This is a genomic window from Streptomyces sp. NPDC020422 (assembly GCF_044386705.1).
Classification (GTDB): Bacteria; Actinomycetota; Actinomycetes; order Streptomycetales; family Streptomycetaceae; genus Streptomyces.
The window spans coordinates 23374-48842 of record NZ_JBIRVJ010000010.1; the positions used below are offsets into that span (position 1 = coordinate 23374).

27 protein-coding genes are annotated in these 25469 nt (G+C 71.7%); 15 read left to right on the top strand and 12 right to left on the bottom strand.

Going from position 1 to position 25469, the window contains the following annotated elements; genetic code table 11:
* Positions 1 to 64: 64 nt before the first annotated feature.
* From ACH414_RS26355 to ACH414_RS26365, 3 genes are all read right to left on the bottom strand, one after another.
* Positions 65 to 1315: a DUF2637 domain-containing protein gene (locus ACH414_RS26355; RefSeq protein WP_398943586.1), complete on the bottom strand. Its 1251-nt coding sequence runs from the start codon at positions 1313 to 1315 to the stop codon at positions 65 to 67.
* A gap of 108 nt (positions 1316 to 1423) precedes the next feature.
* Complete coding sequence (locus ACH414_RS26360) at positions 1424 to 2155, bottom strand: DUF3558 domain-containing protein (RefSeq protein WP_382541484.1); 732 nt, start codon at positions 2153 to 2155, stop codon at positions 1424 to 1426.
* A gap of 117 nt (positions 2156 to 2272) precedes the next feature.
* Positions 2273 to 3163, bottom strand: coding sequence for a DUF3558 domain-containing protein (locus tag ACH414_RS26365; protein WP_391769808.1), 891 nt, complete (start codon positions 3161 to 3163; stop codon positions 2273 to 2275).
* Positions 3164 to 3338: 175 nt separating this feature from the next.
* Between ACH414_RS26365 and ACH414_RS26370 the strand changes: the two genes are divergently transcribed.
* On the top strand, positions 3339 to 4532 hold the full coding sequence (locus tag ACH414_RS26370; protein ID WP_382541490.1) for an RtcB family protein: 1194 nt from the start codon (positions 3339 to 3341) through the stop codon (positions 4530 to 4532).
* A gap of 53 nt (positions 4533 to 4585) precedes the next feature.
* Here the strand turns inward: ACH414_RS26370 and ACH414_RS26375 are convergent, their stop codons facing one another.
* Positions 4586 to 5350, bottom strand: a complete 765-nt coding sequence (locus ACH414_RS26375; protein ID WP_382541493.1) for an SDR family NAD(P)-dependent oxidoreductase — start codon at positions 5348 to 5350, stop codon at positions 4586 to 4588.
* 66 nt (positions 5351 to 5416) lie between these two features.
* Positions 5417 to 5752 (bottom strand): YnfA family protein, encoded by a 336-nt coding sequence (locus ACH414_RS26380; RefSeq protein ID WP_382541495.1) that lies wholly within the window; start codon positions 5750 to 5752, stop codon positions 5417 to 5419.
* Between the two features lie 99 nt (positions 5753 to 5851).
* Between ACH414_RS26380 and ACH414_RS26385 the strand changes: the two genes are divergently transcribed.
* A complete protein-coding gene (locus ACH414_RS26385) occupies positions 5852 to 6328 on the top strand; it encodes a hypothetical protein (protein ID WP_382541498.1) in 477 nt (158 codons plus the stop codon).
* Positions 6329 to 6334: 6 nt separating this feature from the next.
* On the opposite strand, the gene ACH414_RS26390 is transcribed toward ACH414_RS26385, so the two are convergent.
* Positions 6335 to 7828, bottom strand: coding sequence for an FAD-dependent monooxygenase (locus tag ACH414_RS26390; RefSeq protein ID WP_398943784.1), 1494 nt, complete (start codon positions 7826 to 7828; stop codon positions 6335 to 6337).
* Between the two features lie 129 nt (positions 7829 to 7957).
* On the opposite strand from ACH414_RS26390, the gene ACH414_RS26395 reads away from it, so the two are divergent.
* Together ACH414_RS26395 and ACH414_RS26400 are read left to right on the top strand one after the other, a co-directional pair.
* Complete coding sequence (locus tag ACH414_RS26395; protein ID WP_382541501.1) at positions 7958 to 8518, top strand: TetR family transcriptional regulator; 561 nt, start codon at positions 7958 to 7960, stop codon at positions 8516 to 8518.
* A gap of 43 nt (positions 8519 to 8561) precedes the next feature.
* The gene (locus tag ACH414_RS26400; RefSeq protein ID WP_391769811.1) at positions 8562 to 9053 is read left to right on the top strand and encodes a MarR family winged helix-turn-helix transcriptional regulator; all 492 of its coding nucleotides are present in this window, start codon (positions 8562 to 8564) and stop codon (positions 9051 to 9053) included.
* Positions 9054 to 9129: 76 nt separating this feature from the next.
* Here ACH414_RS26400 and ACH414_RS26405 read toward each other — a convergent pair whose 3' ends face one another.
* Positions 9130 to 9867 (bottom strand): Mut7-C RNAse domain-containing protein, encoded by a 738-nt coding sequence (locus ACH414_RS26405; protein ID WP_382541507.1) that lies wholly within the window; start codon positions 9865 to 9867, stop codon positions 9130 to 9132.
* Between the two features lie 80 nt (positions 9868 to 9947).
* Between ACH414_RS26405 and ACH414_RS26410 the strand changes: the two genes are divergently transcribed.
* Entirely contained in the window at positions 9948 to 10391 is a 444-nt protein-coding gene (locus ACH414_RS26410; RefSeq protein ID WP_386566075.1) for a GNAT family N-acetyltransferase, read from the top strand.
* Here the strand turns inward: ACH414_RS26410 and ACH414_RS26415 are convergent.
* Positions 10372 to 10938, bottom strand: coding sequence for a GNAT family N-acetyltransferase (locus ACH414_RS26415; protein WP_382541513.1), 567 nt, complete (start codon positions 10936 to 10938; stop codon positions 10372 to 10374). The two genes, ACH414_RS26410 and ACH414_RS26415, sit on opposite strands and share 20 nt — an antisense overlap.
* Positions 10939 to 10977: 39 nt before the next feature.
* A complete protein-coding gene (locus tag ACH414_RS26420; RefSeq protein ID WP_382541515.1) occupies positions 10978 to 11220 on the bottom strand; it encodes a hypothetical protein in 243 nt (80 codons plus the stop codon).
* Positions 11221 to 11425: 205 nt separating this feature from the next.
* Here ACH414_RS26420 and ACH414_RS26425 point away from each other — a divergent pair, with 205 nt between their 5' ends.
* Positions 11426 to 12274, top strand: coding sequence for an ABC transporter substrate-binding protein (locus ACH414_RS26425; RefSeq protein ID WP_398943591.1), 849 nt, complete (start codon positions 11426 to 11428; stop codon positions 12272 to 12274).
* A 72-nt stretch (positions 12275 to 12346) separates the two neighbouring features.
* On the opposite strand, the gene ACH414_RS26430 is transcribed toward ACH414_RS26425, so the two are convergent.
* Positions 12347 to 12778 (bottom strand): MerR family transcriptional regulator, encoded by a 432-nt coding sequence (locus ACH414_RS26430; protein ID WP_382541521.1) that lies wholly within the window; start codon positions 12776 to 12778, stop codon positions 12347 to 12349.
* A 95-nt stretch (positions 12779 to 12873) separates the two neighbouring features.
* On the opposite strand from ACH414_RS26430, the gene ACH414_RS26435 reads away from it, so the two are divergent.
* The gene (locus ACH414_RS26435) at positions 12874 to 14832 is read left to right on the top strand and encodes an APC family permease (RefSeq protein WP_382541523.1); all 1959 of its coding nucleotides are present in this window, start codon (positions 12874 to 12876) and stop codon (positions 14830 to 14832) included.
* Here the strand turns inward: ACH414_RS26435 and ACH414_RS26440 are convergent.
* Positions 14829 to 15443 carry a hypothetical protein gene (locus tag ACH414_RS26440; RefSeq protein WP_382541526.1) on the bottom strand — a complete coding sequence of 205 codons (615 nt, stop codon included), beginning with the start codon at positions 15441 to 15443 and terminating at the stop codon, positions 14829 to 14831. The genes ACH414_RS26435 and ACH414_RS26440 overlap by 4 nt on opposite strands.
* 244 nt (positions 15444 to 15687) lie before the next feature.
* Here ACH414_RS26440 and hemL point away from each other — a divergent pair, with 244 nt between their 5' ends.
* The 8 genes from hemL (at position 15688) to ACH414_RS26480 (ending at position 23913) form a co-directional block, all read left to right on the top strand.
* Positions 15688 to 16995, top strand: a complete 1308-nt coding sequence (gene hemL, locus ACH414_RS26445) for a glutamate-1-semialdehyde 2,1-aminomutase (protein ID WP_382541528.1) — start codon at positions 15688 to 15690, stop codon at positions 16993 to 16995.
* Positions 16992 to 17696 carry a histidine phosphatase family protein gene (locus ACH414_RS26450; protein ID WP_382541531.1) on the top strand — a complete coding sequence of 235 codons (705 nt, stop codon included), beginning with the start codon at positions 16992 to 16994 and terminating at the stop codon, positions 17694 to 17696. The genes hemL and ACH414_RS26450 overlap by 4 nt, the downstream gene beginning before the upstream one ends.
* 164 nt (positions 17697 to 17860) lie before the next feature.
* Entirely contained in the window at positions 17861 to 19114 is a 1254-nt protein-coding gene (locus ACH414_RS26455; protein ID WP_382541534.1) for a hypothetical protein, read from the top strand.
* A gap of 77 nt (positions 19115 to 19191) precedes the next feature.
* Positions 19192 to 19797 carry a TlpA family protein disulfide reductase gene (locus ACH414_RS26460; RefSeq protein WP_391769814.1) on the top strand — a complete coding sequence of 202 codons (606 nt, stop codon included), beginning with the start codon at positions 19192 to 19194 and terminating at the stop codon, positions 19795 to 19797.
* A gap of 10 nt (positions 19798 to 19807) precedes the next feature.
* Positions 19808 to 20545 (top strand): cytochrome c biogenesis CcdA family protein, encoded by a 738-nt coding sequence (locus ACH414_RS26465; protein WP_382541540.1) that lies wholly within the window; start codon positions 19808 to 19810, stop codon positions 20543 to 20545.
* Positions 20546 to 20556: 11 nt separating this feature from the next.
* Entirely contained in the window at positions 20557 to 22263 is a 1707-nt protein-coding gene (locus ACH414_RS26470; RefSeq protein ID WP_398943594.1) for a cytochrome c biogenesis protein ResB, read from the top strand.
* Positions 22260 to 23345, top strand: coding sequence for a c-type cytochrome biogenesis protein CcsB (ccsB, locus tag ACH414_RS26475; protein WP_382541545.1), 1086 nt, complete (start codon positions 22260 to 22262; stop codon positions 23343 to 23345). The genes ACH414_RS26470 and ccsB overlap by 4 nt, the downstream gene beginning before the upstream one ends.
* A 37-nt stretch (positions 23346 to 23382) precedes the next feature.
* The gene (locus tag ACH414_RS26480; RefSeq protein WP_386566084.1) at positions 23383 to 23913 is read left to right on the top strand and encodes an SRPBCC domain-containing protein; all 531 of its coding nucleotides are present in this window, start codon (positions 23383 to 23385) and stop codon (positions 23911 to 23913) included.
* A 19-nt stretch (positions 23914 to 23932) separates the two neighbouring features.
* Here ACH414_RS26480 and ACH414_RS26485 read toward each other — a convergent pair whose 3' ends face one another.
* Positions 23933 to 25465: a hypothetical protein gene (locus ACH414_RS26485; protein WP_382541551.1), complete on the bottom strand. Its 1533-nt coding sequence runs from the start codon at positions 25463 to 25465 to the stop codon at positions 23933 to 23935.
* Positions 25466 to 25469: the final 4 nt, after the last annotated feature.

Below are 25469 nucleotides of genomic sequence, written 5' to 3' on the forward strand. Positions count from 1 at the left end.
GCGCCACCCGCACACGACGAAGGCCGCCACCCGCAACGCGGGCGGCGGCCTTCGTACGTACCGGCTACGGCGTGTGGGTCTCCGCCCACTCCTGCTCGATCCGGTGCCGCAACTGCGGCGTCAGCTCCCGCAGGATCGACGCACTCCGCGGATGCGTGATCCCGTACATGTCGCTCAGCCTGATGTCGAGCTGCTCCGACGTCGGGAACTCCTGGTTCTCCTCCAGGAAGTCCCACATCGCCTTGTACGCCGACTCCGCGAACTCGTCCCCCGAAGGCTCCTCGTCCACGAACTCCTGGTACTCCTCGAAGCCCTCGGGACCCGGCGGAGGCACATCCTCCGGACCCTGCGGAATCGGCACCGGAGTGGGCTCCAGCCCCTCCACGATCTGCGGGTTGTACGTGCCCTCGTACGCCTCGGGCGAGACCTGCGGAGCGTCGAACCACGGACTCTCGTGGTTCACCGGCACCGGAACCTCCGCCGGCGCCTCCGGCCGCACCGGAACCCCCGACTGCACCGGCACCTGCGCCTGCGCCTGCGCCTGCACCAGCTCCGGGGCCTGCGCCTGCGCCTGCACCAGCTCCGCCGGCTGCGGCGCCGGCTGCGGCCCCGCCGGCAGCAGCACCGGCTCCACGCCCGCCGCCGCCAGCCCCGCCGCCGCCGTCTCCGCCAACGGCACGCCGTACTTCGCCAGACGCAACGGCATCAGCGCCTCCACCGGCGCCTTCCGCCGCCACGCCCGCCCGAAACGAGCCTGCAGACGCGCCTGGTAGATCAACCGGTCCTGCTCCAGCTTGATCACCTGCTCGTACGACCGCAGCTCCCACAGCTTCATCCGCCGCCACAACCGGAACGTCGGCACCGGCGACAGCAGCCAACGCGTCAGCCGCACGCCCTCCATGTGCTTGTCGGCCGTGATGTCCGCGATCCGCCCGACCGCATGCCGGGCCGCCTCCACCGCCACGACGAACAGCACCGGAATCACCGCGTGCATGCCCACACCCAGCGGATCAGGCCACGCCGCCGCACCGTTGAACGCGATCGTCGCCGCCGTCAGCAACCACGCCGTCTGGCGCAGCAACGGGAACGGGATACGGATCCACGTCAGCAGCAGATCGAGCGCCAGCAGCACACAGATGCCCGCGTCGATGCCGATGGGGAAGAAATACGAGAAGGTGCCGAAGCCCTTGTCGATCGCGAGCTCGCGCACGGCGGCGTACGAGCCGGCGAAACCGATCCCCGCGATGATCACCGCACCGGCGACCACCATGCCGATGAGTATTCGGTGCGTCCGTGTCAGCTGCATCGCGGCCACCCGCGATCCCCTCCCGTCAAACGACAACTCGCGGGCACAGCGTGGCACACGCACGACGGGCCCGACCCCCGGGGGAGGGACGGACCCGTCGCAAACGAACGCAAACCCCTACTTGTTGGCCGCCGAGACCGCGGCGACCGCCTCCTTGGCCGCCTTCAGCGCACCATCGGTGATCGTCTTGCTCGACGGACCGTCCGCACCCGCGTACCCGGCACCGTTGTACGACAGCAGCACCAGCACATTGCCCGTACGCGCCACCACCGACGCGTACGTGAAGTCCTCGTCCGTCTTCCGGAGCTGGTACGTCACCGTGTTCGCCTCGTCGCCGATGCCACCCGCGGTCATCGTCTTCAGCTTCTTGGCACCCTGCGTGCCCTGGACCTTCGCCAGCTCCTTGGCGTAGTTCTCCGCGGCCCGCTCCTGCCCACTGCCGAGCGTCGCGTCCGACTCGTAACGGTAGAAGGACACATCGAGCCAGCGGTACTGCGAACCGTCCACGCCCTTGTCCTGAAGACCGTTCCAGGAACACCCGCCCCGGCTCGTCACATCGCTCGACGCCGCCGCCGTACCGTTCTTCGCCTTCGCCTTCGGCACCAGACTCGCCGTCGTCTTCGCCGACACCGCCTTGCACACGTCCGGCAGCTTCGCGAACCTCGCGGGCTCCACCGTCTTCGTCGGCGTGGGCTTCACACTCGCCGAAGCCGAAGCCGAGGCCTGCTCCGAGGAGCCCGACCCCTTGTCACCGGAGTCCGAGCCGGAAGAACAGCCGACGGCGACGAGCATCACCGGGACGGCGGCACAGGCGAGTATGCGGGAGAGTCGCGAGACGGATCGCTGCATGGTTCCTTCAGTCGCTTGTCGTACAGGCCCGCGCCACACACGGACCGGGCGGCCGGCGGCCGGGGTACGCCGACACGTTACGTGGTCCCACCCCGCTCACGGAGCGGGACCGGACCACTACTCCTCCAGCCGCTCCGCGAGCAGCCGAGCCAGATTCCGGGCCTTTTCCTGCAGTTCCCCGCTGTCCGGAGCATCCGACGAGGCCGTCGCCTGCTCCTCGTACTGGACCGTCACGATGACGTTCGATGTGCGGAACACCACGCTCACGAGCCGCTTCACACCCGCCGGACCGGTCGTCGTGAGCGCGTCGTCCAGATACGCCACCTCACCCAGACCGTCCAGGGCACGCGGCTCGAGACCCGTCGTGGGCGAGACGGTCGGAGCCGCCGGCCCCGACGGCGAACCGCCCGTCGGCCGCACCGTCGACGCCAGCGCCGTCGCGGCCTGCGCCGGCGCATGACCACCGGACGCGGTCCCGGAGGCGGTCGCGCTCGCGCTCGCGTCCGGGCTCGGCGGCGCGTCGGGCGACTTCGGCGCCACCGGAATCCCCGCCGCCGTCTGCTTCGCCGCGTACACCTCCTGCGCCCGGTCGTCGTCGCTCACCGCCGGGTCGTACGACACGACCCGCTCGATGTCGAGCGTCAGCCGGTGCGCGGCATCGGGCGCGTCCGCCTTCCAGCTGCACCCCACCCGGCGGTCCGTGTCGAACGTGACGGCCGCGGTCCCGCGGTACGCCCGGTCGCGCTCGGCGTCGGGCAGCGTGGCCGCGCCCGGCAGCAGGTCCTTCAGGGTGGCCTGCGGGACGGCGCCGCACGGCTCGAAGAGGGTGCGGTAGCGGCCGGGGGGCGCGGCGGGGGCGGCGGGCCCGGCCTTGGCGTCGACGGCGCCGACGTCGGTCGTCGTACCGGAGGAACAGCCGCTCAGGCCGAAGCCGAGACCGAGGGCGAGAGCGGCCGCGGTGAGCACCGCGGGCCTGGTCCGGCCGGGTGCGTACGCCTTTCGCTGCACGATCCCAGGCTCCCTTCTCCCGGAGGCATCCCCCGAAAACCGTTTGTCGCTCCCTATGGGGCGATGAACACAATGTCTATCGCACGCGCCGCTGTTGATGCCGGTCCGTAGTCACCTGTACGGGCTTGTGCTCCGGTTTTTGCGCTATCAGACTTTATGGGGGAATCGAGGGGTTATGTCGTACGTAGAGGTATCGGGAGCAAAGGTCCCCATCCGCCTGTGGACCGACCCGGCCACGGTCGACGAGGGCGCCATGCGCCAGCTCCAGAACACCGCGACCCTGCCGTGGATCAAGGGCCTGGCGGTCATGCCGGACGTGCATTACGGCAAGGGCGCGACGGTCGGCTCGGTGATCGCGATGCAGGGCGCGGTGTGCCCGGCGGCGGTCGGCGTGGACATCGGCTGCGGCATGTCGGCCGTCAAGACGTCGCTGACGGCGAACGACCTGCCGGGCGACCTGTCGCGCCTGCGGTCGAAGATCGAGCAGGCGATCCCGGTGGGGCGGGGGTTGCACCGGGAGATGGTGGACCCGGGGCGGCTGTTCCAGTTCCCGACGAAGGGGTTCGGGGAGCTGTGGTCGCGGTTCGACACGGTCGCGGACGCGGTGAAGTTCCGCCGGGAGCGGGCGGAGAAGCAAATGGGCACGCTCGGGTCGGGAAATCACTTTACTGAGCTCTGTGTCGATACGTCCGGTTCGGTATGGCTCATGCTGCACTCCGGGTCCCGCAACATCGGCAAGGAGCTCGCCGAGTACCACATCGGCGAGGCGCAGAAGCTGGCCCACAACCAGGGGCTCGTCGACCGCGACCTCGCGGTGTTCGTCGCGGACACCCCGCAGATGGCGGCCTACCGGAACGACCTGTTCTGGGCGCAGGAGTACGCCAAGTACAACCGCGCCATCATGATGGCGCTCTTCCAGGAGGTCGTGCGCCGGGAGTTCCGCAAGGCGAAGGTGACCTTCGAGCCGGTGATCTCCTGCCACCACAACTACGTGGCGGAGGAGCGGTACGAGGGCATGGACATGCTCGTGACCCGCAAGGGTGCGATCCGGGCCGGCTCCGGGGAGTTCGGGATCATCCCGGGTTCGATGGGCACCGGTTCGTACATCGTGAAGGGCCTGGGCAACGCGGCCTCGTTCAACTCCGCCTCGCACGGAGCGGGCCGCCGGATGAGCCGGAGCGCGGCCAAGCGGCGCTTCTCGACCCGGGACCTGGAGGAGCAGACGCGGGGCGTGGAGTGCCGCAAGGACTCCGGCGTCGTGGACGAGATCCCGGGTGCCTACAAGCCGATCGAGCAGGTCATGGAACAGCAGCGGGATCTGGTCGAGGTGGTCGCGAAGCTGAAGCAGGTCATCTGCGTGAAGGGCTGAGCCGGGCAGGGCCGAGGGCTGAGGGCGTCCCGGTGGGACGCCCTCAGCTGGTGTCAGAGCTCCCGGTGGACCTTCGTGTTGGAGGCCTGGGCTCGGGGGCGGACGACCAGGAGGTCGATGTTGACGTGCGGGGGGCGGGTGCAGGCCCAGGTGATGGTGTCGGCGACGTCGTCGGCGGTGAGGGGTTCGGCCACGCCCGCGTAGACCTTGGCGGCCTTCTCGGTGTCGCCGCCGAAGCGGGTGGTGGCGAACTCCTCGGTCTTGACCATGCCGGGGGCGATCTCGATGACGCGGACGGGGGTGCCGACGATCTCCAGGCGGAGGGTCTCGGCGAGGACGCGGGCGCCGTTCTTGGCGGCGACGTAGCCGGCGCCGCCTTCGTAGGTGCCGTGGCCGGCGGTGGAGGAGAGGACGACCACGGTGCCGTCGCCGCTCGCGGTGAGGGCGGGGAGCAGGGCCTGGGTCATGTGCAGGGTGCCGAGGACGTTGACCTCGTACATGCGGCGCCAGTCCTCGGGGTCGCCGGTGGCGACGGGGTCGGCGCCGAGTGCGCCGCCGGCGTTGTTGACCAGGACGGCGAGGGTGCGGAAGGCGGTGGCGAACTCGTCGACGGCGGCGCGGTCGGTGACGTCGAGGGCGTAGGCGGTGGCCTGGTGGCCGGCCTCGTTGATCTCGGCGGCGAGGGCTTCGATGCGGTCCTTGCGGCGGGCGGTGAGGACCACGCGGTAGCCGGCGGCGGCGAGCTGTCGGGCGGTGGCCGCGCCGATTCCGCTGCTCGCTCCGGTGACGACGGCGATGGGGGTACCGGCGGCAGTCATGACGTGCTCCTCGCGCGTGTGGTCGGTTGCGGTCTCGGTCGCCCGGTCAGGATAGGCGGGCGGTGGTCAGCGGCCGCGGGGGGCGTACATGATCACGGCCATGCCGGCGAGGCAGACGAGTGCGCCGACGACGTCCCAGCGGTCGGGGCGGTAGCCGTCGGCGACCATGCCCCAGGCGAGGGAGCCGGCGACGAAGACCCCGCCGTAGGCGGCGAGGATGCGGCCGAACTCGGCGTCGGGCTGGAGGGTGGCGACGAAGCCGTAGACGCCGAGGGCGATGACTCCGGCGCCGATCCAGATCCAGCCGCGGTGTTCGCGTACGCCTTGCCAGACGAGCCAGGCGCCGCCGATCTCGAAGAGGGCGGCGAGGAGGAACAGGGCGGCGGAGCGGGCGATGAGCATGGGCTGAGGGTGTCATCCGGGGAGGGGTGGGCGGGCGCCGCGGGACACGCGGCTGATGGGTAGTCAGAAAGTATGGGTATATGTAGGTATCTTCTGGGCATGAGTGCGATGCGTAAGGCTCTGCTCGGGGCGGCCCTCGCCGCCGTCCTGGTGGCCGGTTCGGGTGCGGGTGCCCATGCCGTGGGGCCCGTGGCGGAGGCGGATCTGGCCCATCACGGGCATGTGTCCCTCTGGGACGGGCGGCTCGGGGTGTGGCTGGTGAGCGAGAACCACGGCCCGTCGGACGTCTCCCAGGCGACCGTGCGGCTCGCCTTCTCGGTGCCCATGGCCGGCGGCCAGGAGCTGCCGCCGGCCTGTCTGTGGAGCAGCGACCGGGTGGTGTCCTGCCGGACCGGTGAGCTGCGGGCGGCCGGGGCGGTCGGCGAGCTGGCCCTGGATCTGCGGACCGCCGGGCGTCCGGAGGAGCTGACCGTGGACATCCGCACGGTCTGGCGGGACGGCGTCGCGGACCGGAACTCCCGTAACGACCGGCATCGTGTGCTGGTGCTGGCCACCGGTGATCCGTACGTGTTCTGAGGCCGGTCAGCGTGTGAGCGGCGTCGTGTAGCCGTCGGGGCGGACCAGGAGTGTGGTGCGGTCGGCCGGGTCCGCCCAGGTGGCCCGGACGAGGTGTTCGGGTGCGACCGGGGTGGTGTTCGGCGGCGGGGTCGGGGTCGTGCCCTCGGGGGCGATCAGGACGAACCGGCCCTTGCGCAGTACCTCGTACAGCCGTCCCTCGCGCAGGGCCAGGTCCGGGGCGCGCCGGGTCCCGGAGCCGTAGGTGATGCCGATGCCGCTGATCAGGCCGATGGCCCGGGCCGCGAGGGGGCGGGCGGTGCCGAGCAGTCGGGTGGCGAGGGCGCGGGCGGTGCGCTGGAGCGGGGTGCGGGCCATGGCGAGGCGGACGAGGGTGCCGCTGCTGCGCAGCACCATGGCGCCGACGGGGTGGCGTTCGGCCTGGTAGCTGTCGAGGAGGGCTTCGGGGTCGTGGGCCTCGCCGCGCAGGACGGCGGCGAGTTTCCAGGAGAGGTTGGCGGCGTCCTGGAGGCCGGTGTTCATGCCCTGGCCGCCGGCGGGGGAGTGGACGTGGGCGGCGTCTCCGGCGAGGAAGACGCGGCCCACGCGGTAGGCGGGGGCCTGGCGTTCGTCGCTGTGGAAGCGGGAGACCCAGCGGGCGTCGTGCATGCCGAGGTCGCTGCCGAGGGCCCGGCGGGTGATCTCCCGCACCTCGTCGAGGTCGACCGGGTCGGTGTCGTCGGCCTGGTGGGTGCGGTCCCAGCCCATCACCCGGTACCAGCCGTCGCCGAACGGGGCGACGAAGGCGAAGGCGTCGTCGGCCGCGGTGACGTTGAGCAGGGTGCCCGGTTCGTCGGTGAGGCGGACGTCGGCCAGGACCATGGAGCGGATCACCGAGTGGCCGGGGAAGGGCAGGCCGAGCGCGGTGCGCACGGAGCTGCGGACGCCGTCGGTGCCGACGAGGTAGCGGGCGCGGAGGGTGGTCGTCGGGGTGGTGGGGGCGTCGCCGGTGGGGACTTCGGTGGTGGGGAGCGCGGCCGTGCCGAGTGCGGCGGTGGTGAGTTCGGCGGTGACGGAGTCGGCGTCCTGGTGCAGACCGTGCAGCTCCGTTCCGTACCGGATGTCCACACCTGTGGACAGCGCCCGGCGTTCCAGGAGTCGTTCCACCTCGTACTGCGGGGTGAGGAGGAGGAACGGGAAGCGGGTGGGCAGCCGGTCGAGGCTGAGGGAGACGCGGCCGAAGAGGCGCATGTCGGCGACGGGGGTGCCGGTGGCGAGCAGTTCGTCGGCGAGGCCGCGGGCGTCGAGCTGTTCCAGGGTGCGGGCGTGGACGCTGAAGGCGCGGGTGAGGTTGCTGATGCCGGGCGGCCGGCGCTCGACGAGGGTGACCCGCAGACCGGCGGCGGCGAGGTCGCCGGCGAGGAGGAGGCCGGTGGGCCCGGCGCCGACGACGAGGACGTCGGTGCCGGTATCGGTGTGGGGTGTCGTGGTCTTCGTGTCCGTCGTGCCCTGGGTGGTCATCGCTGCCTCCGGGAGGGGTGCGCTCACACATCAACGGTTGTTGGCCAACGCGTGTTGGTCAACGCTTGTTGGCAAAGGTAGGCCCGGCCGGAATGGTGTGTCAACGCCTGTTGGCCTACAGTCGTTGGCATGACGACCGCACGCCGCTCCGACGCCACCCGCGCCGCGATCCTCGAAGCCGCCCGCGAGCGCTTCGCCAGCGAGGGCTACGAGCGCGCCACCATCCGCGCCATCGCCCGGGACGCCGGCATCGACCCGTCGATGGTCATGCGGTACTACGGCAACAAGGAGGGGCTGTTCGCCGCGGCCTCGGACTTCGAGCTGGAGCTCCGCGAACTCGGCTCGCTGCCCGCCGAGGACATCGGTGCGGCGCTCGTCGCGCACTTCCTCGACCGCTGGGAGCGCGACGACGTCCTGACCGGTCTGCTGCGGGTCGGCGTCACCAACCCCGCCGGGACCCAGCGGATGCGGGAGATCTTCGCCGAGCAGCTCGGGCCGATCACGCGCGGTGTCTGCCCGGACCCCGCCGAGGCGCCGCGCCGGGCCGCGCTCGTGGCCTCCCAGATCCTCGGCATGGCGCTCACCCGCTACGTGCTGCGACTGCCGCCCGCGGCGGAGATGTCCCGCGAGGAGGTCGCCGCCTGGCTCGGGCCGACCGTCCAGCGCTATCTGACGGCGGAGCGCCCGTAGCGAGTCCGGGTAGGCGTCCGTACCTGTTTCGTACACTCTCTGCATGCCGCAGAAGAACACCGCGCGCCGCGACGAGCTGATGACCGGGCTCCAGGGGGAGGCCCGCCGCTACATGGCCGCCTACGCCCTGTTCAACCAGGCCGTCGCCGACCACCTGGGGCTGCATCCGACGGACGTGCAGTGCCTCAACCTGCTCGGCCTGGAACGGGACCCGGTCACCATCGGGCGCGTCGCCGAGCTCACCGGGCTCACCACCGGCTCCGCCACCCGGCTCGTGGACCGCCTGGAGCGCGCCGGATACGTACGGCGGGAGCGGGACGCGGAGGACCGGCGGCGGGTCATGGTGGCGCCGGTGCCCGAGCGGATGGCCGAGCTCGGCGCCTTCTGGCGGCGGCTCAACGGGACCTGGGGCAGCCTCTTCGAGGACTACACCGACGCGGAGATCGAACTGCTCACCGGCTACATGCGGCGGACGGTCGAGCTGAGCACCGCGCAGATCGAGCGGCTGCGGTCCGGGGAGTTCGAGGCGTCGTAGACGCCCCCGACAGGAGGCGCCGGCCGGAGCCCCGTCGGCCGGAGCCCCGTCGGCCGGAGCCCCGCCTCCCGGGCCCTCAGTGTGCCGCTGCCCCGCCGAACTCCCGCAGCGCCTCGCTGACGATCGTCTCCAGGCGGGCGTGGTGGGCGCCCCGCCAGTAGACCCTGCCGCACTCGGTGCACTGCGCGAAGACGTCGTACGTGTGCTCCGTGCCCCGCTCCAGACGGTCGCGCACCGCCTCCTTGTCGGCCTCCGTCAGCTGCCCGTTGCAGGCGGTGCAGCGGGTCCAGGGCGCGAGCTCCGGCGCGAACCGGCCGAGGACGTCGCGGAGCTGGGCGTCGGGCTGGTCGCTGTAGACGTACGCGCCGGCCCACAGCTCCCGGCGGCGCAGCAGTCCGCGGTCGCGCGAGAGCATCACGCGCCGCTCCTTCGCGGACCGCGCGGCCAGCGCCGGGTCGCCGATGTCCTCGCTCTCGTACGCCGCGTCGACGCCCAGCAGGCGCAGCCGCCGGGCGAGCGTGCCGAGGTGGACGTCGAGCAGGAACCGCAGCGGGGCGCCGGGGACGGACTGGGGGCGCTCGACGCCCTCGACGTCGACGGTCTCGCCGGCCGCGGGCACGTGCGAGGGGGCCACCGGGCGTCCGTCCACGAGCAGCCGGCCCGCCTCGGTCAGCGGCACGCCCAGCGACTCGACGACGTGCCCGAGCGAGGACGCGCCGTCGGTCGCCACCGCGGTGTGTCCCGCGCGGCGTTCGGCCGAGACGAAGAGGTGCAGGGCGGGGGCGAAGCTGATCTGGATCTCCGGTCCGTTCACGGGGACAGGATGGCACCGGGCCCGCCGCCCGGCCAGGGAATTCCTGTCGGACCGGGCCGGACCCGGGGTACGGTCCCGCCATGAAGATCATCGATGTGGAGCCCGGTGACCCGCGCCTGGAGTCCGACCTGCTGCCGGTCCTGAGGGAGCTGCGCCCGCACCTGACGCCCGAGCTCTTCCGGGACGTGTACGAGCGCGGGCACGCGCAGGGCCTGCGGTTCAGCGCGGCCTACGCGGACGACGGGGCGTGCGTCGGGGTGGCCGGGTGGCGGATCGTCCACAACACCAGCTCCGTGCGGAAGCTGTACGTGGACGACCTGGTGACGCGGGGCGCGAGCCGCTCCACCGGGGTCGGGCACGCGCTCGTCGAGCACCTCGAAGGGCATGCCCGCGAGGCCGACTGCTTCGAGCTCAACCTGGACTCCGGCACCCAGCGCACCGGAGCCCACCGCTTCTATCTGCGCGAGCGCTTCGACATCGTGGCCTTCCACTTCACGAGGATGCTCAAGACCCTGGGCGAGTGAGGTCGAACCGCCAGTCGTTGCACCGCATGGGCCGGCCCGGCGGGTACTCGAACCCGCGCTCCGCGAGGAGCGTGAAGCCGGCCTTGCGGCAGACCGCGTTCGACGGGGCGTTGTCCGTGGACGGGTAGGCGTGCAGATGGGGGAAGCGGCCCTCGGCCCGGGCCCGTTCCACGACCGCGCGCGTCGCCGCCGTCGCCACGCCCCGGCCCTGGAAGCCGGGCAGCACGGTCCAGCCCGTCTCGTAGACCGGTGCGCTGCCGTCCTCCGTGTGCTCCCAGAAGCCGATCGCGCCCGCCGTGACCTCCTCCGGCAGCAGCACGATCCGGAACATGCACCCGGGCCGGGCCGGGTCCGCGCCCAGCCGCTCGTAGCGCCGCTGCCGGGCCACGAGCTGTTCCTCGCTCTCCGGGCCGCCCAGATGCTCCATCAGTTCCGGTGCGTTCATGGCCCGCAGGAGCCAGAGGTCCCCGTCCGACCAGGGTTCGAGCCGTACCGTGCCGTCGTCGTGCGCCCTGCCGTCGCCGCCGGTCCCGCCGTTGTCGTCCATGGGCCCGGACCCTAGGGCACGCCGCCGACAGTGCCGCGCTCAGCGCAGCCGGCCCGCCGAGGTGAGGGAGAGGCGGGAGACGACCTGGCCGAAGGCCTGCTCCTCGTCGGCGGTGAGGGCGACCGTCTCCTGCGGGTGCCAGATCCGCTCCAGCGGGGCGTGCGCCCGGTCGCGGCGGGCGCGGGCGCGCAGGCCGAGGGCGACCCACACCGCGGCGGACAGCGCCAGCAGGCCGAAGAGGGTGATCACACGGGGGTCCGAGAACTGGCCGGGCAAGGTCATGGCTGACTCCAAAACGCGATGACGAGCGCGATTCCTGCTGCTTCCTCCCGACCCGTTCAGTTAACACCACCCTGGGGGTCTTTCGGCAGGGGGGTCCGGGACCAAAGTCCCGGCCGTCCCGCCGCCCCGAGGCCCTCTTGTGCGGGCCGTGGAACCGCTTCAAGGTGGCGGGAAGGGAGATTTCCGGCCGGGAGGGAGCAGTCGCATGGCGGACGCGACGGGCACGGGCGCGTGGGGTTTCACGGACGACCGGGGCGCGGCCCTGGCGGCGGGGCGCAGGCCGGAGCGGGTGGTGGCGTACGTGCGGGCGGGGGCGGCCCTGCTGGACCTGGGGGTGCGGCCGGTCGCGGTGTACGGCTCCGGGCACGACGGCGAGCTGCTCGACCCGGTCAAGGCGGGCGGTCTGATGGCGGCGGGCGTGCCGTACCTGGGGCCGGGGCGGGCCCTGGACGCGGAGCGGCTGCGGGCGCTGGGCGGCGTGGACCTGGTGGTGGACGTCACGTACGACGGCAAGAGCCCGTACGCGGTGGACGAGGCGCTCGTCGAGGGGCTCGGGGTGCCGTTGGCGGCGCTGTCGGTGGGCGGTGACCTCCCGCTGCCGGCGATCGTGGCCCGCTTCGGGGAGCTGGGCGTCGCGCTGGGCGCCGCGGCCGGGGCCTCGGGCCGGGTGGCCGACGCGGAGGCGGCGGTGCGGGCGGCGGCGGGCCGGGCGGACGTGGCGGTGCTGGCGCTGTCGGGGGCCGGGCCCGAGCAGGTGCACCTGGCCAGGCCCGGGGCCTGGCCGGAGCTGGCGCGGCTCGCGGAGCTGGGGGTGCGGTTCGTCGACCCGGGGCCGGGGCCGGGGGCGAACTGGCTGACGGCCGACTGGGAGTACGCGGTCGGTCTCGCGCCCGATCTGGTGCTGTTCGACAGCCGGGCGAACGCGGTGCCGCCGCACGTGGTCCCGCAGGGCGCCCGGCTCGCCCCGTGGAACCCGGAGACCCCGCCGAGCCCGGCGGCCTGCGCCCGTTTCCTCCAGGACCTGGCGGCGGCCCTGGAGGACCGGGAGCCCTAGCCGGGTCCGGAAAGTCCCGTCCGGCCCGCGGGCGGGCGGCGCCGTTCTCCGGGCACCCCCGGCCGGCGACGGCTACGGCAGCCGTGCCCGCAGCGAGGCGGCGAACTCCTCCGCCCTGGTCAGCTGGGCGTGGAGTTCGGCGACGCGTTCGGTCGCGGCCCGTTCGTAGGTGCGGACGCGGGCGACGAGGGCGGCGCGGGTGGCCGGGTCGAGTTCGCCGGGGGTGTCCGGGGCGTCGGCGGCGAGCCGGTCGACGGCGGTGAGCAGGTCGCGGGTCTCGTCGAGGGTGAAGCCGAGCGGCTTCATCCGGCGGATCACCATCAGGCGGGCCACGTCGGCGTCCGTGTAGAGGGGGAAGCCGCCCTCGGAGGCGGCGGAGGGGACGACGAGGCCGCTGTCCTCGTACTGGCGGATGGTGCGCAGGGGCAGTTCCGTCCGGGCCGCGACCTCGCCGATCTGCAGGGGGTCGGCGGTCGTGCGGGGGGCGGTGCGCGCTGTGCTCACGGCGTGGAGTCCTTCCTGGTGTGGGCCCTCGTACGGGGGCTCCGGCGGGCGCGGCTTCCGCGCATTACATCCGATTCGTCCTAACTTCAGCACTTATGAGAGCTGGAAGCGTGGCGAAACGCCTGCTGGTCGGACGTCCGTTGGACAGCGCACGGCTCGGCGAGACCCTGCTGCCCAAACGACTCGCCCTGCCGATCTTCTGCAGCGACCCCCTCTCCTCCGTCGCGTACGCCACGGAGGAGATCCTGCTGATCCTCGCCCTCGGCGGCCTGGCCGTGCTCCATCTGGCCTGGTACGCGGCGGTCGGCATCGTCGTCCTGCTGCTCGTCGTCGTCGCCTCCTACCGGCAGACCTGCTACGCCTACCCGGGCGGCGGCGGGGCCTACGTGGTCTCCGCCGAGAACCTGGGCACCACCGCGGCCCTGACCGCGGCCAGCGCGCTGCTCATCGACTACGTGATGACCGTGGCCGTCTCCGTCGTCTCCGGGGTCGCCGCGATCACCTCCGCCGTGCCCGCCCTCGACGGCCACGCGACCGCCCTCTCGGTGCTCTTCGTGGCCGTGCTCGCCTGGCTCAACCTGCGCGGGGTGCGCGAGTCGGGCCGCTGGTTCGCCCTGCCGACGTACGCGTTCATCGCCGTGATCTATCTGATGTTCGCGGTCGCGGCCGTGCGGATGGCGAGCGGCGCCACGATCAGGGCCGAGTCGGCCGACCTGCCCGTCGAGGCGGTCTCCACCTACTCGGGCATCGCGCTCGTGCTGCTCGGGCTGCGGGCCTTCGCCTCCGGCTGCACGGCGCTGACCGGCGTCGAGGCGATCAGCAACGGCGTGCCGGCCTTCGAGAAGCCCAAGAGCCGCAACGCGGCCATGACCCTGGCGGTCATGGGCGGGCTCTCCGTCACCATGTTCTTCGGGATCACCGTGCTGGCCATGGTCTACGACGTGCACGTCGCCGAGGACCCGACCGAGCTGGGGCTGCCGCCCGGCACGGCGACCTCGACCGCGCTCGCCCAGATCGGCCGCGCCACCTTCGGCGACTGGCACGTGCTCTTCTACGCCCTCCAGGCCGTCACCGCGGGCGTCCTGATCCTGGCGGCCAACACCGCCTTCAACGGCTTCCCGATGCTCGCCTCCGTCCTGGGGCGCGACCACTTCGTGCCGCACCAGCTCGTCCACCGCGGCGACCGGCTCGTCTACTCCAACGGCGTCATCCTCCTGGCCCTCGCCGCCGTCGCCCTGATCGTCGCCTTCGACGCCAACCTCACCCGGCTCATCCAGCTCTACATCCTGGGCGTCTTCGTCTCCTTCACCCTGTCCCAGGCGGGCATGGTCAGGCACTGGCGGCGAGAACTCGCCACACCGGCCGGCGCCGCCGAGCGCGGGCACATCCTGCGGCGCCTGGCGATCAACGCGTTCGGGGCCTGTCTGACGGCCGTGGTCCTCGTCATCGTCCTGATCACCAAGTTCACGCACGGCGCCTGGATCGTCGTCATCGCGATGCCGCTGCTCTTCGCCGGGATGAAGGGGGTGCGCCGGCACTACGACGCCGTCGCCGCGGAGGTGGCCGTCGCCCCCGACGCCCGGCCGCGCCCGCTCGCGGCCAACCACGTCCTGGTCCTGGTCTCCTCGGTCAACGCGCCGAGCCTGCGGGCCCTGTCGTACGCGAAGACCCTGAAGCCGGCCTCGCTGACCGCGGTCACCGTCGCCGAGGCCCCGGCCCAGGCGGAGGCCCTGCGCGCCGCCTGGCAGGCGCACGGCATCGACGTACCGCTGCGGGTGCTCGACTCGCCCTACCGCTCGATCGTCCAGCCCCTGCTGCGGCACATCCGCGACGCGCCCGAGCGCACCGTGGACTCGGTGGTCTCCGTCGTCATCCCCGAGTACGTCGTCGGCCGCTGGTGGGAGCAGCCGCTGCACAACCAGAGCGCGCTGCGGCTGAAGGCGCGGCTGCTGTTCATGCGGAACGTCGTCGTCATCGACGTGCCCTACCGGCTCGCCTCGGCCCGGGAGCTGGCCGCCGAGCGGGCGAAGGCCGCCGGGGGCCGAAAGCGCTAGGGCCAGACCAGGCAGTACGGCTGGTGGCCGGCCTCGTGCAGACGGACCGAGAAGTCCTGCCACTCGTGGAGCAGCTGGTAGACGTTGAAGGCGTCGCGCGGGCCGCCGCGGTCGGGGACGGTGGACCAGATGAAGGCGGCGGCGCCGACGGACTCCTCGCCGATGCCGCGCAGCGGGTCGACCACGGTCATGGGCAGCTTCACCACGGCGTAGTCGGGGTGCAGGACGACCAGTTCCAGCGGGGGCACCTTGTGCAGGGGCATGCCCTGGATGCCGGTGAGCACCATCGCGGCTATGGTCTCCGGCTTGATCTTGGTGAACATGCCGCCCATGCCGAGCTCGTCGCCGCCGAGCTCCTCGGGGCGCATCGAGATGGGGACACGGGCCGCCGTCGCGCCGTCGGGCGCGCCGAAGTACTTGTACGTCACCCCCAAGCCGCCTCCCCGTGCTTCCCCGGCCTTGGGCTCGCCGACCCCCGGCTCGGCCGCCTCCCCCGTTCTGGGTTCGTTCGCCCTGGGCTCCTCGGCCCGCCGGCGCCGGTGCCTCCCCCGCCGGACAGGCTCGGGACCCAGGTCGTCAGTCCCCTCGCCCGGTCCGCCACCGCGATGCATATCTCCACCCGACTGCTGTTCCAGGCCGCGCGTCTCCGCGGCGCGACCCGATCATCGTGACAATGACCTCCCCCACGTTCGTACGGTGAAACACCTGTCCGCAAGAACGCCGTGGCCTCTGACACCATGGATTCCGTGAGCCATCCCTATGACGCCCCAGTTTCGCAGACGCGGAGGACAGACGCCCCGGCGTAATTCAGGGGGTGCCCACACCATCCCTCCGTACTCGCAGGTCAGGATCCCAGTGCCGTATTCATACGAAGCCCCAGTCTCACAGACGCTTTTCGACCGCGCGTCCCTTGTGACGCCCGGCGGCGTGAACTCACCGGTGCGCGCCTTCCGTGCCGTGGGCGGTACGCCCCGGTTCATGGTGTCCGGTACCGGTCCGTACCTCACCGATGCCGACGGGCGTGAGTACGTCGACCTCGTCTGCTCGTGGGGACCGATGATCCTCGGCCACGCGCACCCCGAGGTGACGGCGGCCGTGCAGGCCGCGGTGGCCCGTGGCACCTCGTTCGGCACGCCGGGCGAGGGCGAGGTCGCGCTGGCGGAGGAGATCGTCGCGCGGGTCGAGCCGGTGGAGCAGGTCCGGCTGGTCTCCAGCGGCACGGAGGCCACGATGTCGGCCATCCGCCTGGCCCGCGGGTTCACCGGCCGCGCCAAGGTCGTCAAGTTCGCCGGCTGCTACCACGGGCACGTGGACGCGCTGCTCGCCGCGGCCGGCTCCGGCGTCGCCACCTTCGGTCTGCCCGACACGCCCGGGGTGACCGGCGCGCAGGCCGGGGACACCATCGTGCTGCCGTACAACGACCTGGAGGCGGTGCACGAGGCGTTCCACCGCTACCCGGGCGAGATCGCCTGTGTGATCACCGAGGCCTCCCCGGGCAACATGGGCGTCGTCCCGCCGCTGCCGGGCTTCAACCAGGGCCTGAAGGACGCCTGCGAGAAGAACGGCGCGCTGTTCATCTCCGACGAGGTCATGACCGGTTTCCGCACCTCGAAGGCCGGCTGGTACGGCGTCGACGGCGTGAAGCCGGACCTGATGACCTTCGGCAAGGTCATGGGCGGCGGCTTCCCCGCCGCGGCCTTCGGCGGCCGTGCGGACGTCATGGGCCACCTCGCCCCGGCCGGCCCGGTCTACCAGGCGGGCACCCTGTCGGGCAATCCGGTCGCGACCGCCGCCGGTCTCGCGCAGCTGAGGCTGCTCGACGACGCCGCGTACGAGAAGGTGAACGCGGTCTCCGCCGAGATCCAGGGCCTGGTCACCGACGCGCTCGCCAAGGAGGGCGTGGCGCACCGGCTGCAGACCGCGTCCAACATGTTCTCGGTCTTCTTCACCTCCACCGAGGTGCGCACCTACGAGGAGGCGAAGAAGCAGGAGGCCTTCCGCTTCAACGCCTTCTTCCACTCGATGCTCGCGGACGGGGTCTACCTGCCGCCGTCGGCGTTCGAGTCCTGGTTCGTGTCGGCCGCGCACGACGAGCGCGCGGTCGAGCGGATCGCCGCCGCCCTGCCGGCCGCCGCCCGCGCCGCCGCGGAGGCCACGGCATGAGCGACGCGACGAGCCGCCCGAAGGGCGACCAGGACATCACCGTCGTCCACCTGATGCGGCACGGCGAGGTCCACAACCCGGACGGCGTGCTGTACGGCCGCCGCGCCGGCTACCACCTCTCCGAGCTGGGCCGGCAGATGGCCGACCGGGTCGCCGAGCACCTGGCGGGCCGGGACATCACGTACGTGGTGGCCTCCCCGCTGGAGCGGGCCCAGGAGACGGCCGCGCCGATCGCCAAGACCCACGGTCTCGACCTGGCCAGCGACGAGCGCCTGATCGAGGCGGCGAACGTCTTCGAGGGCAAGACCTTCGGCGTGGGCGACGGCGCGCTGCGCAAGCCGGGCAACTGGAAGCACCTGACGAACCCGTTCCAGCCGTCGTGGGGCGAGCCCTACATCGAGCAGGTCGTGCGGATGATGGGCGCGCTCGACGCGGCGAAGGACGCGGCGCGCGGGCACGAGGCGGTGTGCGTGAGCCACCAGCTCCCGATCTGGATCGTGCGCAGCTTCGTGGAGAAGCGCCGGCTGTGGCACGACCCGCGGCGCCGGCAGTGCACGCTGGCCTCGCTGACCTCGTTCACGTACCAGGGCGACCGGATCGTGTCGGTGGGGTACAGCGAGCCGGCCCTCGATCTGGTGCCGGTGCACCTGCGCGCGGGTGCGAAGCCTGTGAAGGGTAAGGCCAAGGCCTTCGGCGCGTAGCGTTTTCGCTCTATCGTTCGGGGCGACCGGGTGGCGATTCCGCCGCCGGGTCGCCCCTAAATATTTGTTCGGATTTCCGGAACCTCCGTGTTCATCCCTGCATCTCACTCATTGTCGGTTTGGATGACCTTGAGGTCATATGCGTCAGTGTGAATGGGGTCGGCATGCGCGGGATCAATCGAAGGAGTCTGCTCGGGGCGGGGGTTGGTGCCGCCGCTGCACTGGGGTTGGCCGCGTGCACCAGCGGAAATCAGGACAAGCCTGGGCGTTCCGGGCCCGGTAAGGGCGGGGACACGACCGGCGGCGGGGACGTCACCCCCACGCCCACCAAGGACGACGGCAAGCTCATCGGCGACGGTTCCACCGCCGACACCGGAAAGCAGCCGAACCAGCCCGACGCCCCCGTGCCGCTCGAACCCGGCCAGACCCCGCCGCAGTTCGTGATCTTCTCCTGGGACGGTGCCGGCGAGGTCGGCAACGGTCTCTTCCCGCGCTTCCTCGAACTGGCCAAGAACCACGACGCGGCGATGACCTTCTTCCTCTCCGGGCTCTATCTGCTGCCCGAGTCGAAGGCCCAGCTCTACCGCCCGCCGAACAACCGCGTGGGCGCCTCCGACATCGGCTACCTCACCGACGACCACGTCAAGCAGACCCTGAAGTACGTCCGCCAGGCCTGGCTCGAAGGCCACGAGATCGGCACCCACTTCAACGGGCACTTCTGCGGGGGCTCCGGCTCGGTCGCCAACTGGACGCCCGCCCAGTGGCAGAGCGAGATCGACCAGGCGGTCGGCTTCGTCACGAAGTGGAAGACCAACACCGGCTGGACCGACCTCGACCCGCTGCCCTTCGACTACACCAAGGAGCTCGTCGGCGGCCGCACCCCCTGCCTGCTCGGCCAGGACAACCTGCTGCCCACCGCCAAGCGGCTCGGCTGGCGCTACGACGCCAGCTCCCCGGGCGGCCGCCAGATGTGGCCGGTCAAGCGCGGCGGACTGTGGGACCTGCCCCTGCAGGCGGTGCCCTTCCCCGGGCACTCCTTCGAGGTCCTGTCGATGGACTACAACATGCTCGCCAACCAGTCGAAGAACTCGACCAAGGGCATGCCCTCGCGCTACCCGGGCTGGCGCAAGCAGGCCACCGAGGCCTACCTGGCCGGCTTCAACCGCGCGTACGAGTCGAACCGCGCCCCCTTCTACATCGGCAACCACTTCGAGCAGTGGAACGGCGGCATCTACATGGACGCCGTCGAGGAGGCCCTCAAGGGCATGGCCGGCAAGAAGGACGTCCGGCTCGTCTCCTTCCGGCAGTTCTGCGACTGGCTGGACGTCCAGGACCCGAAGATCCTCGCCAAGCTCCGCACCCTCGAGGTCGGCCAGCAGCCGGCGGGCGGCTGGAACGCGTTCCTCCGGCCGGCTTAGGCGATCTTGACAAGGGGCATCTTGGGCACGTAGGGGGGTGCCCAAGATCCGCGAAACGCCCATGCGAAACTTTTCACATGAGTCTTAGCCGCGCCTCGCGACGCACCCTGCTCGCGGTCGGAACCGTGACGATCGCCCTTGCTCTCTCGGCCTGCAGCTCGGACGGCAACGGCAAGTCCGGCGGCGGTGGCGACACCGGCTTCGTGACCAACACGGGCGGGATCTCCACCGTCGCCAAGGGCGAGCGCAAGCCCATCGCGACGATCGCGGGCGAGACCCTCGAAGGCAAGCAGCTCGACGTCGCCGGCCTCAAGGGCAAGGTCGTCGTCCTCAACGTCTGGGGCTCGTGGTGCCCGCCCTGCCGCGCCGAGGCGCCGCACTTCGCCAAGGTGGCCGAGGACCTGAAGGCCAAGGGCGTCGAGTTCGTCGGCATCAACACCCGCGACCCCAACAAGCAGCCGGCGCTCGCCTTCGAGGCCGACTACGGGGTGCCCTACCCCAGCCTCTACGACCCGGCCGGCAAGCTCATCGTCAACGGCTTCCCCAAGGGCACCCTCAACCCGCAGGCCATCCCGTCCACCGTGGTCCTCGACAAGGACGGCAAGGTCGCCGCGCGTTCGCTGATGGCACTCGACGAGGCCAAGCTCCGCTCCATGATCGAACCGTTGATCGCGGAGAAGTGAGAGGGACGACGTGAACGAGACGGTCTTCAGCGGAGCCCTTCTGCTGGCCCTGCCCATCGCCGTGCTCGGCGGCCTGGTCTCCTTCTTCTCCCCGTGCGTGCTGCCGCTCGTACCGGGCTACCTGAGCTACGTCACCGGCGTCACCGGCACCGACCTCGCCGAGGCCCGCCGCGGCCGGATGGCGGCCGGAGCCGGCCTCTTCGTGCTCGGCTTCTCGGCCGTCTTCGTCTCCGGCGGCGCGCTCTTCGGCTTCTTCGGCTCCACGCTCCAGGAGTACCGAGGGACGCTCACCAACGTCCTCGGCGTCCTCATGATCCTCATGGGCGTCTTCTTCGTCGGCCTGATGCCCTGGTTCACCCAGCGCGAGTTCCGCTTCCACAAGAAGCCCGTCACCGGCCTCGTCGGCGCGCCGCTGCTCGGCGCCCTCTTCGGCATCGGCTGGACGCCCTGCATCGGCCCGACCCTCGCCTCCGTCACCGCGCTCGCCGCCGACCAGGCCAGCGCCGGCCGCGGGGCGCTGCTGACCGTCGCGTACTGCCTCGGCCTCGGGCTGCCCTTCATCCTCACCGCCGTCGCCTTCCGCAAGGCCCTCGGCGCGTTCGGCTGGGTCAAGAAGCACTACACCTGGGTGATGCGGATCGGCGGCGCGATGATGATCGTCACCGGTCTGCTGCTCCTCACAGGAGTGTGGGACAGCATGGTCGCCGACATGCAGGGCTGGTCCAGCGGTTTCACGGTGGGGATCTGAGGGTTTTCGACATGAGCAACACCGGTAGCACCGACACGGCGGAGCGCGACGGCAACCTCGGCGAGGCCGGGGCGCAGCTGTCCACCGCCCCCCGCGAGGAGACCGCCCTCGGCGGGCCCTCCCTCGGCCCGCTCGGCTGGATCCGCTGGTTCTGGCGCCAGCTGACGTCCATGCGGGTCGCCCTGATCCTGCTCTTCATGCTCTCGCTCGGCGCGATCCCCGGCTCCCTCATCCCGCAGACCAGCGCGGACGAGCTGAAGGTGCGAGCCTTCAAGGACGCCCACAAGACGCTCACGCCGCTCTACGAGAAGCTCCAGTTCTTCGACGTCTACAGCTCGGTGTGGTTCTCCGCGATCTACATCCTGCTCTTCGTCTCCCTCATCGGCTGCATCGTGCCCCGCACCTGGCAGTTCGTCGGCCAGCTCCGGGGCCGCCCGCCGGGCGCCCCCAAGCGGCTCACCCGGCTGCCCGCGTACACGACCTGGCGCACCGGGGCCGAGCCCGAGCAGGTCCGCGAGGCCGCGCTCGCGATGCTCAAGGGGCGCCGCTACCGCGCCCACACGGTCGGGGACGCCGTCGCCGCCGAGAAGGGCTACCTGCGCGAGGCCGGCAACCTGGTCTTCCACGTCGCCCTGATCGTGATGCTGGTGGCCTTCGCCTGGGGCGTGATGTTCAAGTCCGAGGGCGGCAAGCTGATCGTCGAGGGCGACGGCTTCTCCAACACCCTCACGCAGTACGACGACTTCAAGTCCGGCTCCCAGTTCGGCACCGACGAGCTGGAGCCGTTCAGCTTCACCCTGGACAGCTTCACCGGCACGTACGAGAAGAGCGGCCCGCAGCGCGGCACCCCGCGCACCTTCGAGGCGGCCGTGCGCTACTCCGAGCTCGGCGGGCCGGAGAAGAAGGCGGTCATCCGGGTCAACGAGCCGCTGAAGGTCGGGGACGCGAAGGTCTTCCTGATCGCCCACGGCTACGCGCCCGTCGTCACCGTCAAGGACGGCCGGGGCAAGGTCGTCTACCACGGCGCGGTCCCGCTGCTGCCCTTCGACAACAACATCACCTCCACCGGCGCGATCAAGGTGATGGACGGCTACCGCGACAAGAACGGCAAGAAGGAACAGCTCGGCTTCAACACCTTCTTCGTGCCGACCTTCGCCGGCGCCGGCAAGGGCCAGATGTTCTCCCAGTTCCCCGCGCTGGACTTCCCCGTGATGGCCGTCACCGGCTACCACGGCGACCTGCGCGTCAACTCCGGCCTGCCGCAGAACGTGTACCAGCTGGACACCTCCAAGATGAAGCAGTTCAAGGTCCAGGGAGGCACCGGCAGCGCCAACCGGCTGCTGCCCGGCGAGACCATGACGCTGCCCGACGGGGCCGGCTCGATCACCTTCGAGAAGGAGATCAAGGAGTGGGCCAGCTTCTCCATCACCCAGCAGCCCGGTAACGGCCTCGCCCTCTCCGGGGCGGTCGCCGCGATCGCCGGACTCAGCGGCTCGCTGTTCATCCAGCGCCGCCGGGTCTGGGTCCGCGCCGTCCGGGGCGAGGACGGCGTCACCGTCGTCGAGATGGCCGGGCTCGGCCGGAGCGAGTCCGCCAAGCTGCCCGAGGAGCTGGCCGAGCTCGCGGTCGCGCTCAACACCGAGGCGCCGACCGCGCCGGAACCCGCAGAAGACCCCGCAGAAGACCCTGCCGAGAAGTCCGAAGGGGCTGAGAAGTGATCCTCGCCGCCGAGACCAACCAGAGCCTGGCGCAGATGAGCGACCTGCTCGTCTACTCCTCCATGGCCGTCTACACGCTGGCCTTTTTCGCCCACATCGCCGAGTGGGTACTCGGCAGCCGCAGCAAGGTCGGCCGCACCGCCGCCGCGCTCACCCGGACCGGGGCGGGCCCGGCCCCGGCCGTGAGCGTCCAGGTCAGGACGGCCGGCGGAGGCACCGCCGTACTCGACAAGCCGAAGGTCGTCACCCGCTCCGCGGCCGGTGCCCGGGACGTCCCGGACGGCCCCGGCGCGGCCGGCGGCACCGTCAAGGGCGACCTCTACGGCCGGATCGCCGTCTCGCTCACCGCGCTCGCCTTCGTCATCGAGGCGGCCGGCGTGCTGACCCGCGCCCTGTCCGTGCAGCGGGCCCCCTGGGGCAACATGTACGAGTTCTCCACCACCTTCTCGACGGTGGCGGTCGGCACGTACCTCGGCTTCCTCCTCGCCAAGAAGAACGTGCGCTGGATCGGGCTCCCGCTGGTCACCACCGTCCTGCTGGACCTCGGCATGGCCGTCACCTGGCTGAAGACGCCCAGCGACCAGCTGGTCCCGGCGCTCGACTCCTACTGGCTGTGGATCCACGTCTCCACCGCGATCTTCTGCGGCGCCGTCTTCTACCTGGGCGCGGTCGCCACGCTGCTCTACCTCTTCCGCGACTCCTACGAGGCCAAGCTGGCGGGCGGCGGGAACCCGGGCGCCTTCGCCCGCTCGGTGCTGGAGCGGCTGCCGTCGGCGGCCTCCCTGGACAAGTTCTCCTACCGGGTCAACGCGGCGGTCTTCCCGCTGTGGACCTTCACGATCATCGCGGGCGCGATCTGGGCCGGCGACGCGTGGGGCCGCTACTGGGGCTGGGACGCCAAGGAGGTCTGGTCCTTCATCACCTGGGTCGGCTACGCCGCGTATCTCCACGCCCGGGCGACGGCCGGCTGGAAGGGCCGCAAGGCCGCGTACATCGCGCTCATCGCCTTCGCCTGCTTCCTCTTCAACTACTACGGCGTCAACATCTTCGTCAGCAGCAAGCACTCCTACGCGGGCGTCTGAGCTCGCGAGGGCCGGGCCCCGGGGCCACGCTGGAGGTATGAGCGAGATACCCCGGGGCAGGAGCGAGACCCACGACGGCGACACGCATCTGCTGCGGTTCACGGTCGAGCTCCCGCACCCGATGATCGCGGTGTGGGCCGCCGTGGCCACGCCGGAGGGCCTGCCGCAGTGGCTCTGCGCGGCCGACCCCCTGGAGCCGCGGCTCGACGGGCACGTCACGCTGCGCTGGCTCAACAGCGACACGGTCGTCTCGGGACGGGTCACCGCCTGGGACCACGACTACGTGGCCGAGTACACGGTCGGCCCGCCGCACGGCCGGATCCGCTTCCACCTGGAACCGGGCCCGGACGGCGGCGGGTCGACCGTGCTGCGTTTCACGACGGAGTTCCGCGGGACGCGGGGCGCGAAGCTGGACATGCTGGCCGGCTGGCACGACCACCTGGAGCGGCTGCGGGACGCCCTGGACGGGCGGCCGACGCACTGGGAGTCCTGGTCGCCCGAGCGCTGGCAGGAGCTGCGGGCGCTGTACGCCCGGGACGACGCGCCCTGGCCGAAGTGGGAGCCGTAGGGGACGGCCCCAGGGGCGGTCACCCCCGCTTCGGCGGCAGGCAGCTCTCGGCCGGGGGTTTCCCCTCCGGCCAGGCGATCTGGACGAAGCGCTGGGTGCCGTCCTGGGCGAGTTCCACGATCGGGACCGCCTTGTTGTACGGGTTGCCGTAGTTGTCCAGGCAGATCCAGCCGCTCGCGCCCTGCACCCGCAGCGAGCCCTTCACCTGCGGCCACTGGACGGGAACGTCGGCGAGCTCCGGGTAGGCGGCCTTGTCCGGGGTGGCCTGGCGGATCGCGTGGACGGCCGTCGCCATCGCGTCGTACGCGACGATCGCCTGCCCGTCGGCGAGCGCGACCGGCTGCTTGGAGGCACGGGCGACGTCGCCGACGAAGGTCTCGTACGCCACCGTCGAGCCGCCCGTCGCCGGGACCGGTCGGCCGGGCGCGGGCCGCCAGGCGTCGGGGTGGGCGAGCGAGGCGTAGCGGACGGTGAGGCGCGCCTTGAGGGCGGAGCGGTCGAGCTTGGCGTCGCCGCCCAGGTAGGAGCCCTCGTCGCCGGTGAGGATCGTGAAGCGGCGCTCGGCGCAGCCGCGGGCGCCCAGCGCGTTGATGAACTGGCGCAGCTGGGTGTGGCGCCCGGCGAAGAACACGGTCTCGGCGCGGGTGTCGCAGATCAGATGGGTGATCTGCCGGAAGGTGTTGGCGGTGGTGCCCTCCTCGGTGGGGTCGGCGGGCGAGGTGAAGAGCTGCGGCTCGTAGGGGGCGCCCTTGAGGGAGGCGGCGAAGGCGGCCTTGAGGGTGTCGGTGTAGTGGTCGCCGGTGCGGGTGTCCTGGACGAGCAGTGCCCTGGCGGCGTCGACCCGGCCGAAGTGGGCGAGGGCCCTGGCCTCGTCGCTGTTGGTGGGGGAGACCCGGGCGAGGCCGGGGTAGCGGTTGTGGCCCGGGCCGTTGGCGATGTCGTCGGCGGTGATGGTGGTGCCGACGACGGCGATGCCGGCGCCGGTCAGGGCCGTCACCGCCTGGCGTATCTCGGTGGAGGAGGTGGCGACGCCGGTGACCGCGCGCAGCCGGGCGGGCGCGTCGGTCATCGCCTTGAGCTGCTCGACGGTGGTCGCCCAGTGGGCGTTGCCCCTGCCGGTGTTGGCGAGGACGAGGCGGATCTTCGGGGTCTCGCTGTTGGACTCGTGGTTGGCCCGGTACTGGCGGGCGTAGGCGCCCTGCAGTTCGTGCAGGACCTTGACGCGCATGCCGGGGTCGGGCGAGGTCAGCGGCAGCAGCACGGCGACGGTGGCGTACTCGTCGGCCTTGAGCGTGGCGTTCTCGCGGTGGATGAGCCCGGCGATCTCGGCGAGGGCGTCGACGCCGAAGGCGTAGCCGTCGCCGTTGACGCCGATGCACTCGTCGGAGCCCTGGGGGCGGGCCACGCCGGCCGCGCAGGAACGGTCCTCCGGAGTGACCCAGGCCCGGATCCCGTAGAACAGCGGCACCCCGAGCACCACGAGGGCGATCAGCGCGGCGAAGAGCTTCTGCCGCGGGGTGTAGAGGTAACGGTTGCGCAGCCGGTTGGCCATGGCC

Coding starts and splice junctions, on each gene's coding strand:
- ACH414_RS26385 (WP_382541498.1), top strand. CDS start 5,852: ATGAGTGCGATGCGTAAGGCTCTGCTCGGGGCGGCCCTCGCCGCCGTC.
- ACH414_RS26400 (WP_391769811.1), top strand. CDS start 8,562: ATGCCGCAGAAGAACACCGCGCGCCGCGACGAGCTGATGACCGGGCTC.
- ACH414_RS26425 (WP_398943591.1), top strand. CDS start 11,426: ATGGCGGACGCGACGGGCACGGGCGCGTGGGGTTTCACGGACGACCGG.
- ACH414_RS26480 (WP_386566084.1), top strand. CDS start 23,383: ATGAGCGAGATACCCCGGGGCAGGAGCGAGACCCACGACGGCGACACG.
- ACH414_RS26440 (WP_382541526.1), bottom strand. CDS start 15,443: ATGCATCGCGGTGGCGGACCGGGCGAGGGGACTGACGACCTGGGTCCC.
- ACH414_RS26415 (WP_382541513.1), bottom strand. CDS start 10,938: ATGGACGACAACGGCGGGACCGGCGGCGACGGCAGGGCGCACGACGAC.
- ACH414_RS26450 (WP_382541531.1), top strand. CDS start 16,992: ATGAGCGACGCGACGAGCCGCCCGAAGGGCGACCAGGACATCACCGTC.
- ACH414_RS26390 (WP_398943784.1), bottom strand. CDS start 7,828: ATGACCACCCAGGGCACGACGGACACGAAGACCACGACACCCCACACC.
- ACH414_RS26395 (WP_382541501.1), top strand. CDS start 7,958: ATGACGACCGCACGCCGCTCCGACGCCACCCGCGCCGCGATCCTCGAA.
- ACH414_RS26375 (WP_382541493.1), bottom strand. CDS start 5,350: ATGACTGCCGCCGGTACCCCCATCGCCGTCGTCACCGGAGCGAGCAGC.
- ACH414_RS26485 (WP_382541551.1), bottom strand. CDS start 25,465: ATGGCCAACCGGCTGCGCAACCGTTACCTCTACACCCCGCGGCAGAAG.
- ACH414_RS26470 (WP_398943594.1), top strand. CDS start 20,557: ATGAGCAACACCGGTAGCACCGACACGGCGGAGCGCGACGGCAACCTC.
- ACH414_RS26455 (WP_382541534.1), top strand. CDS start 17,861: ATGCGCGGGATCAATCGAAGGAGTCTGCTCGGGGCGGGGGTTGGTGCC.
- ACH414_RS26380 (WP_382541495.1), bottom strand. CDS start 5,752: ATGCTCATCGCCCGCTCCGCCGCCCTGTTCCTCCTCGCCGCCCTCTTC.
- ACH414_RS26410 (WP_386566075.1), top strand. CDS start 9,948: ATGAAGATCATCGATGTGGAGCCCGGTGACCCGCGCCTGGAGTCCGAC.
- ACH414_RS26360 (WP_382541484.1), bottom strand. CDS start 2,155: ATGCAGCGATCCGTCTCGCGACTCTCCCGCATACTCGCCTGTGCCGCC.
- ACH414_RS26435 (WP_382541523.1), top strand. CDS start 12,874: ATGAGAGCTGGAAGCGTGGCGAAACGCCTGCTGGTCGGACGTCCGTTG.
- ACH414_RS26420 (WP_382541515.1), bottom strand. CDS start 11,220: ATGACCTTGCCCGGCCAGTTCTCGGACCCCCGTGTGATCACCCTCTTC.
- ACH414_RS26460 (WP_391769814.1), top strand. CDS start 19,192: ATGAGTCTTAGCCGCGCCTCGCGACGCACCCTGCTCGCGGTCGGAACC.
- ACH414_RS26370 (WP_382541490.1), top strand. CDS start 3,339: ATGTCGTACGTAGAGGTATCGGGAGCAAAGGTCCCCATCCGCCTGTGG.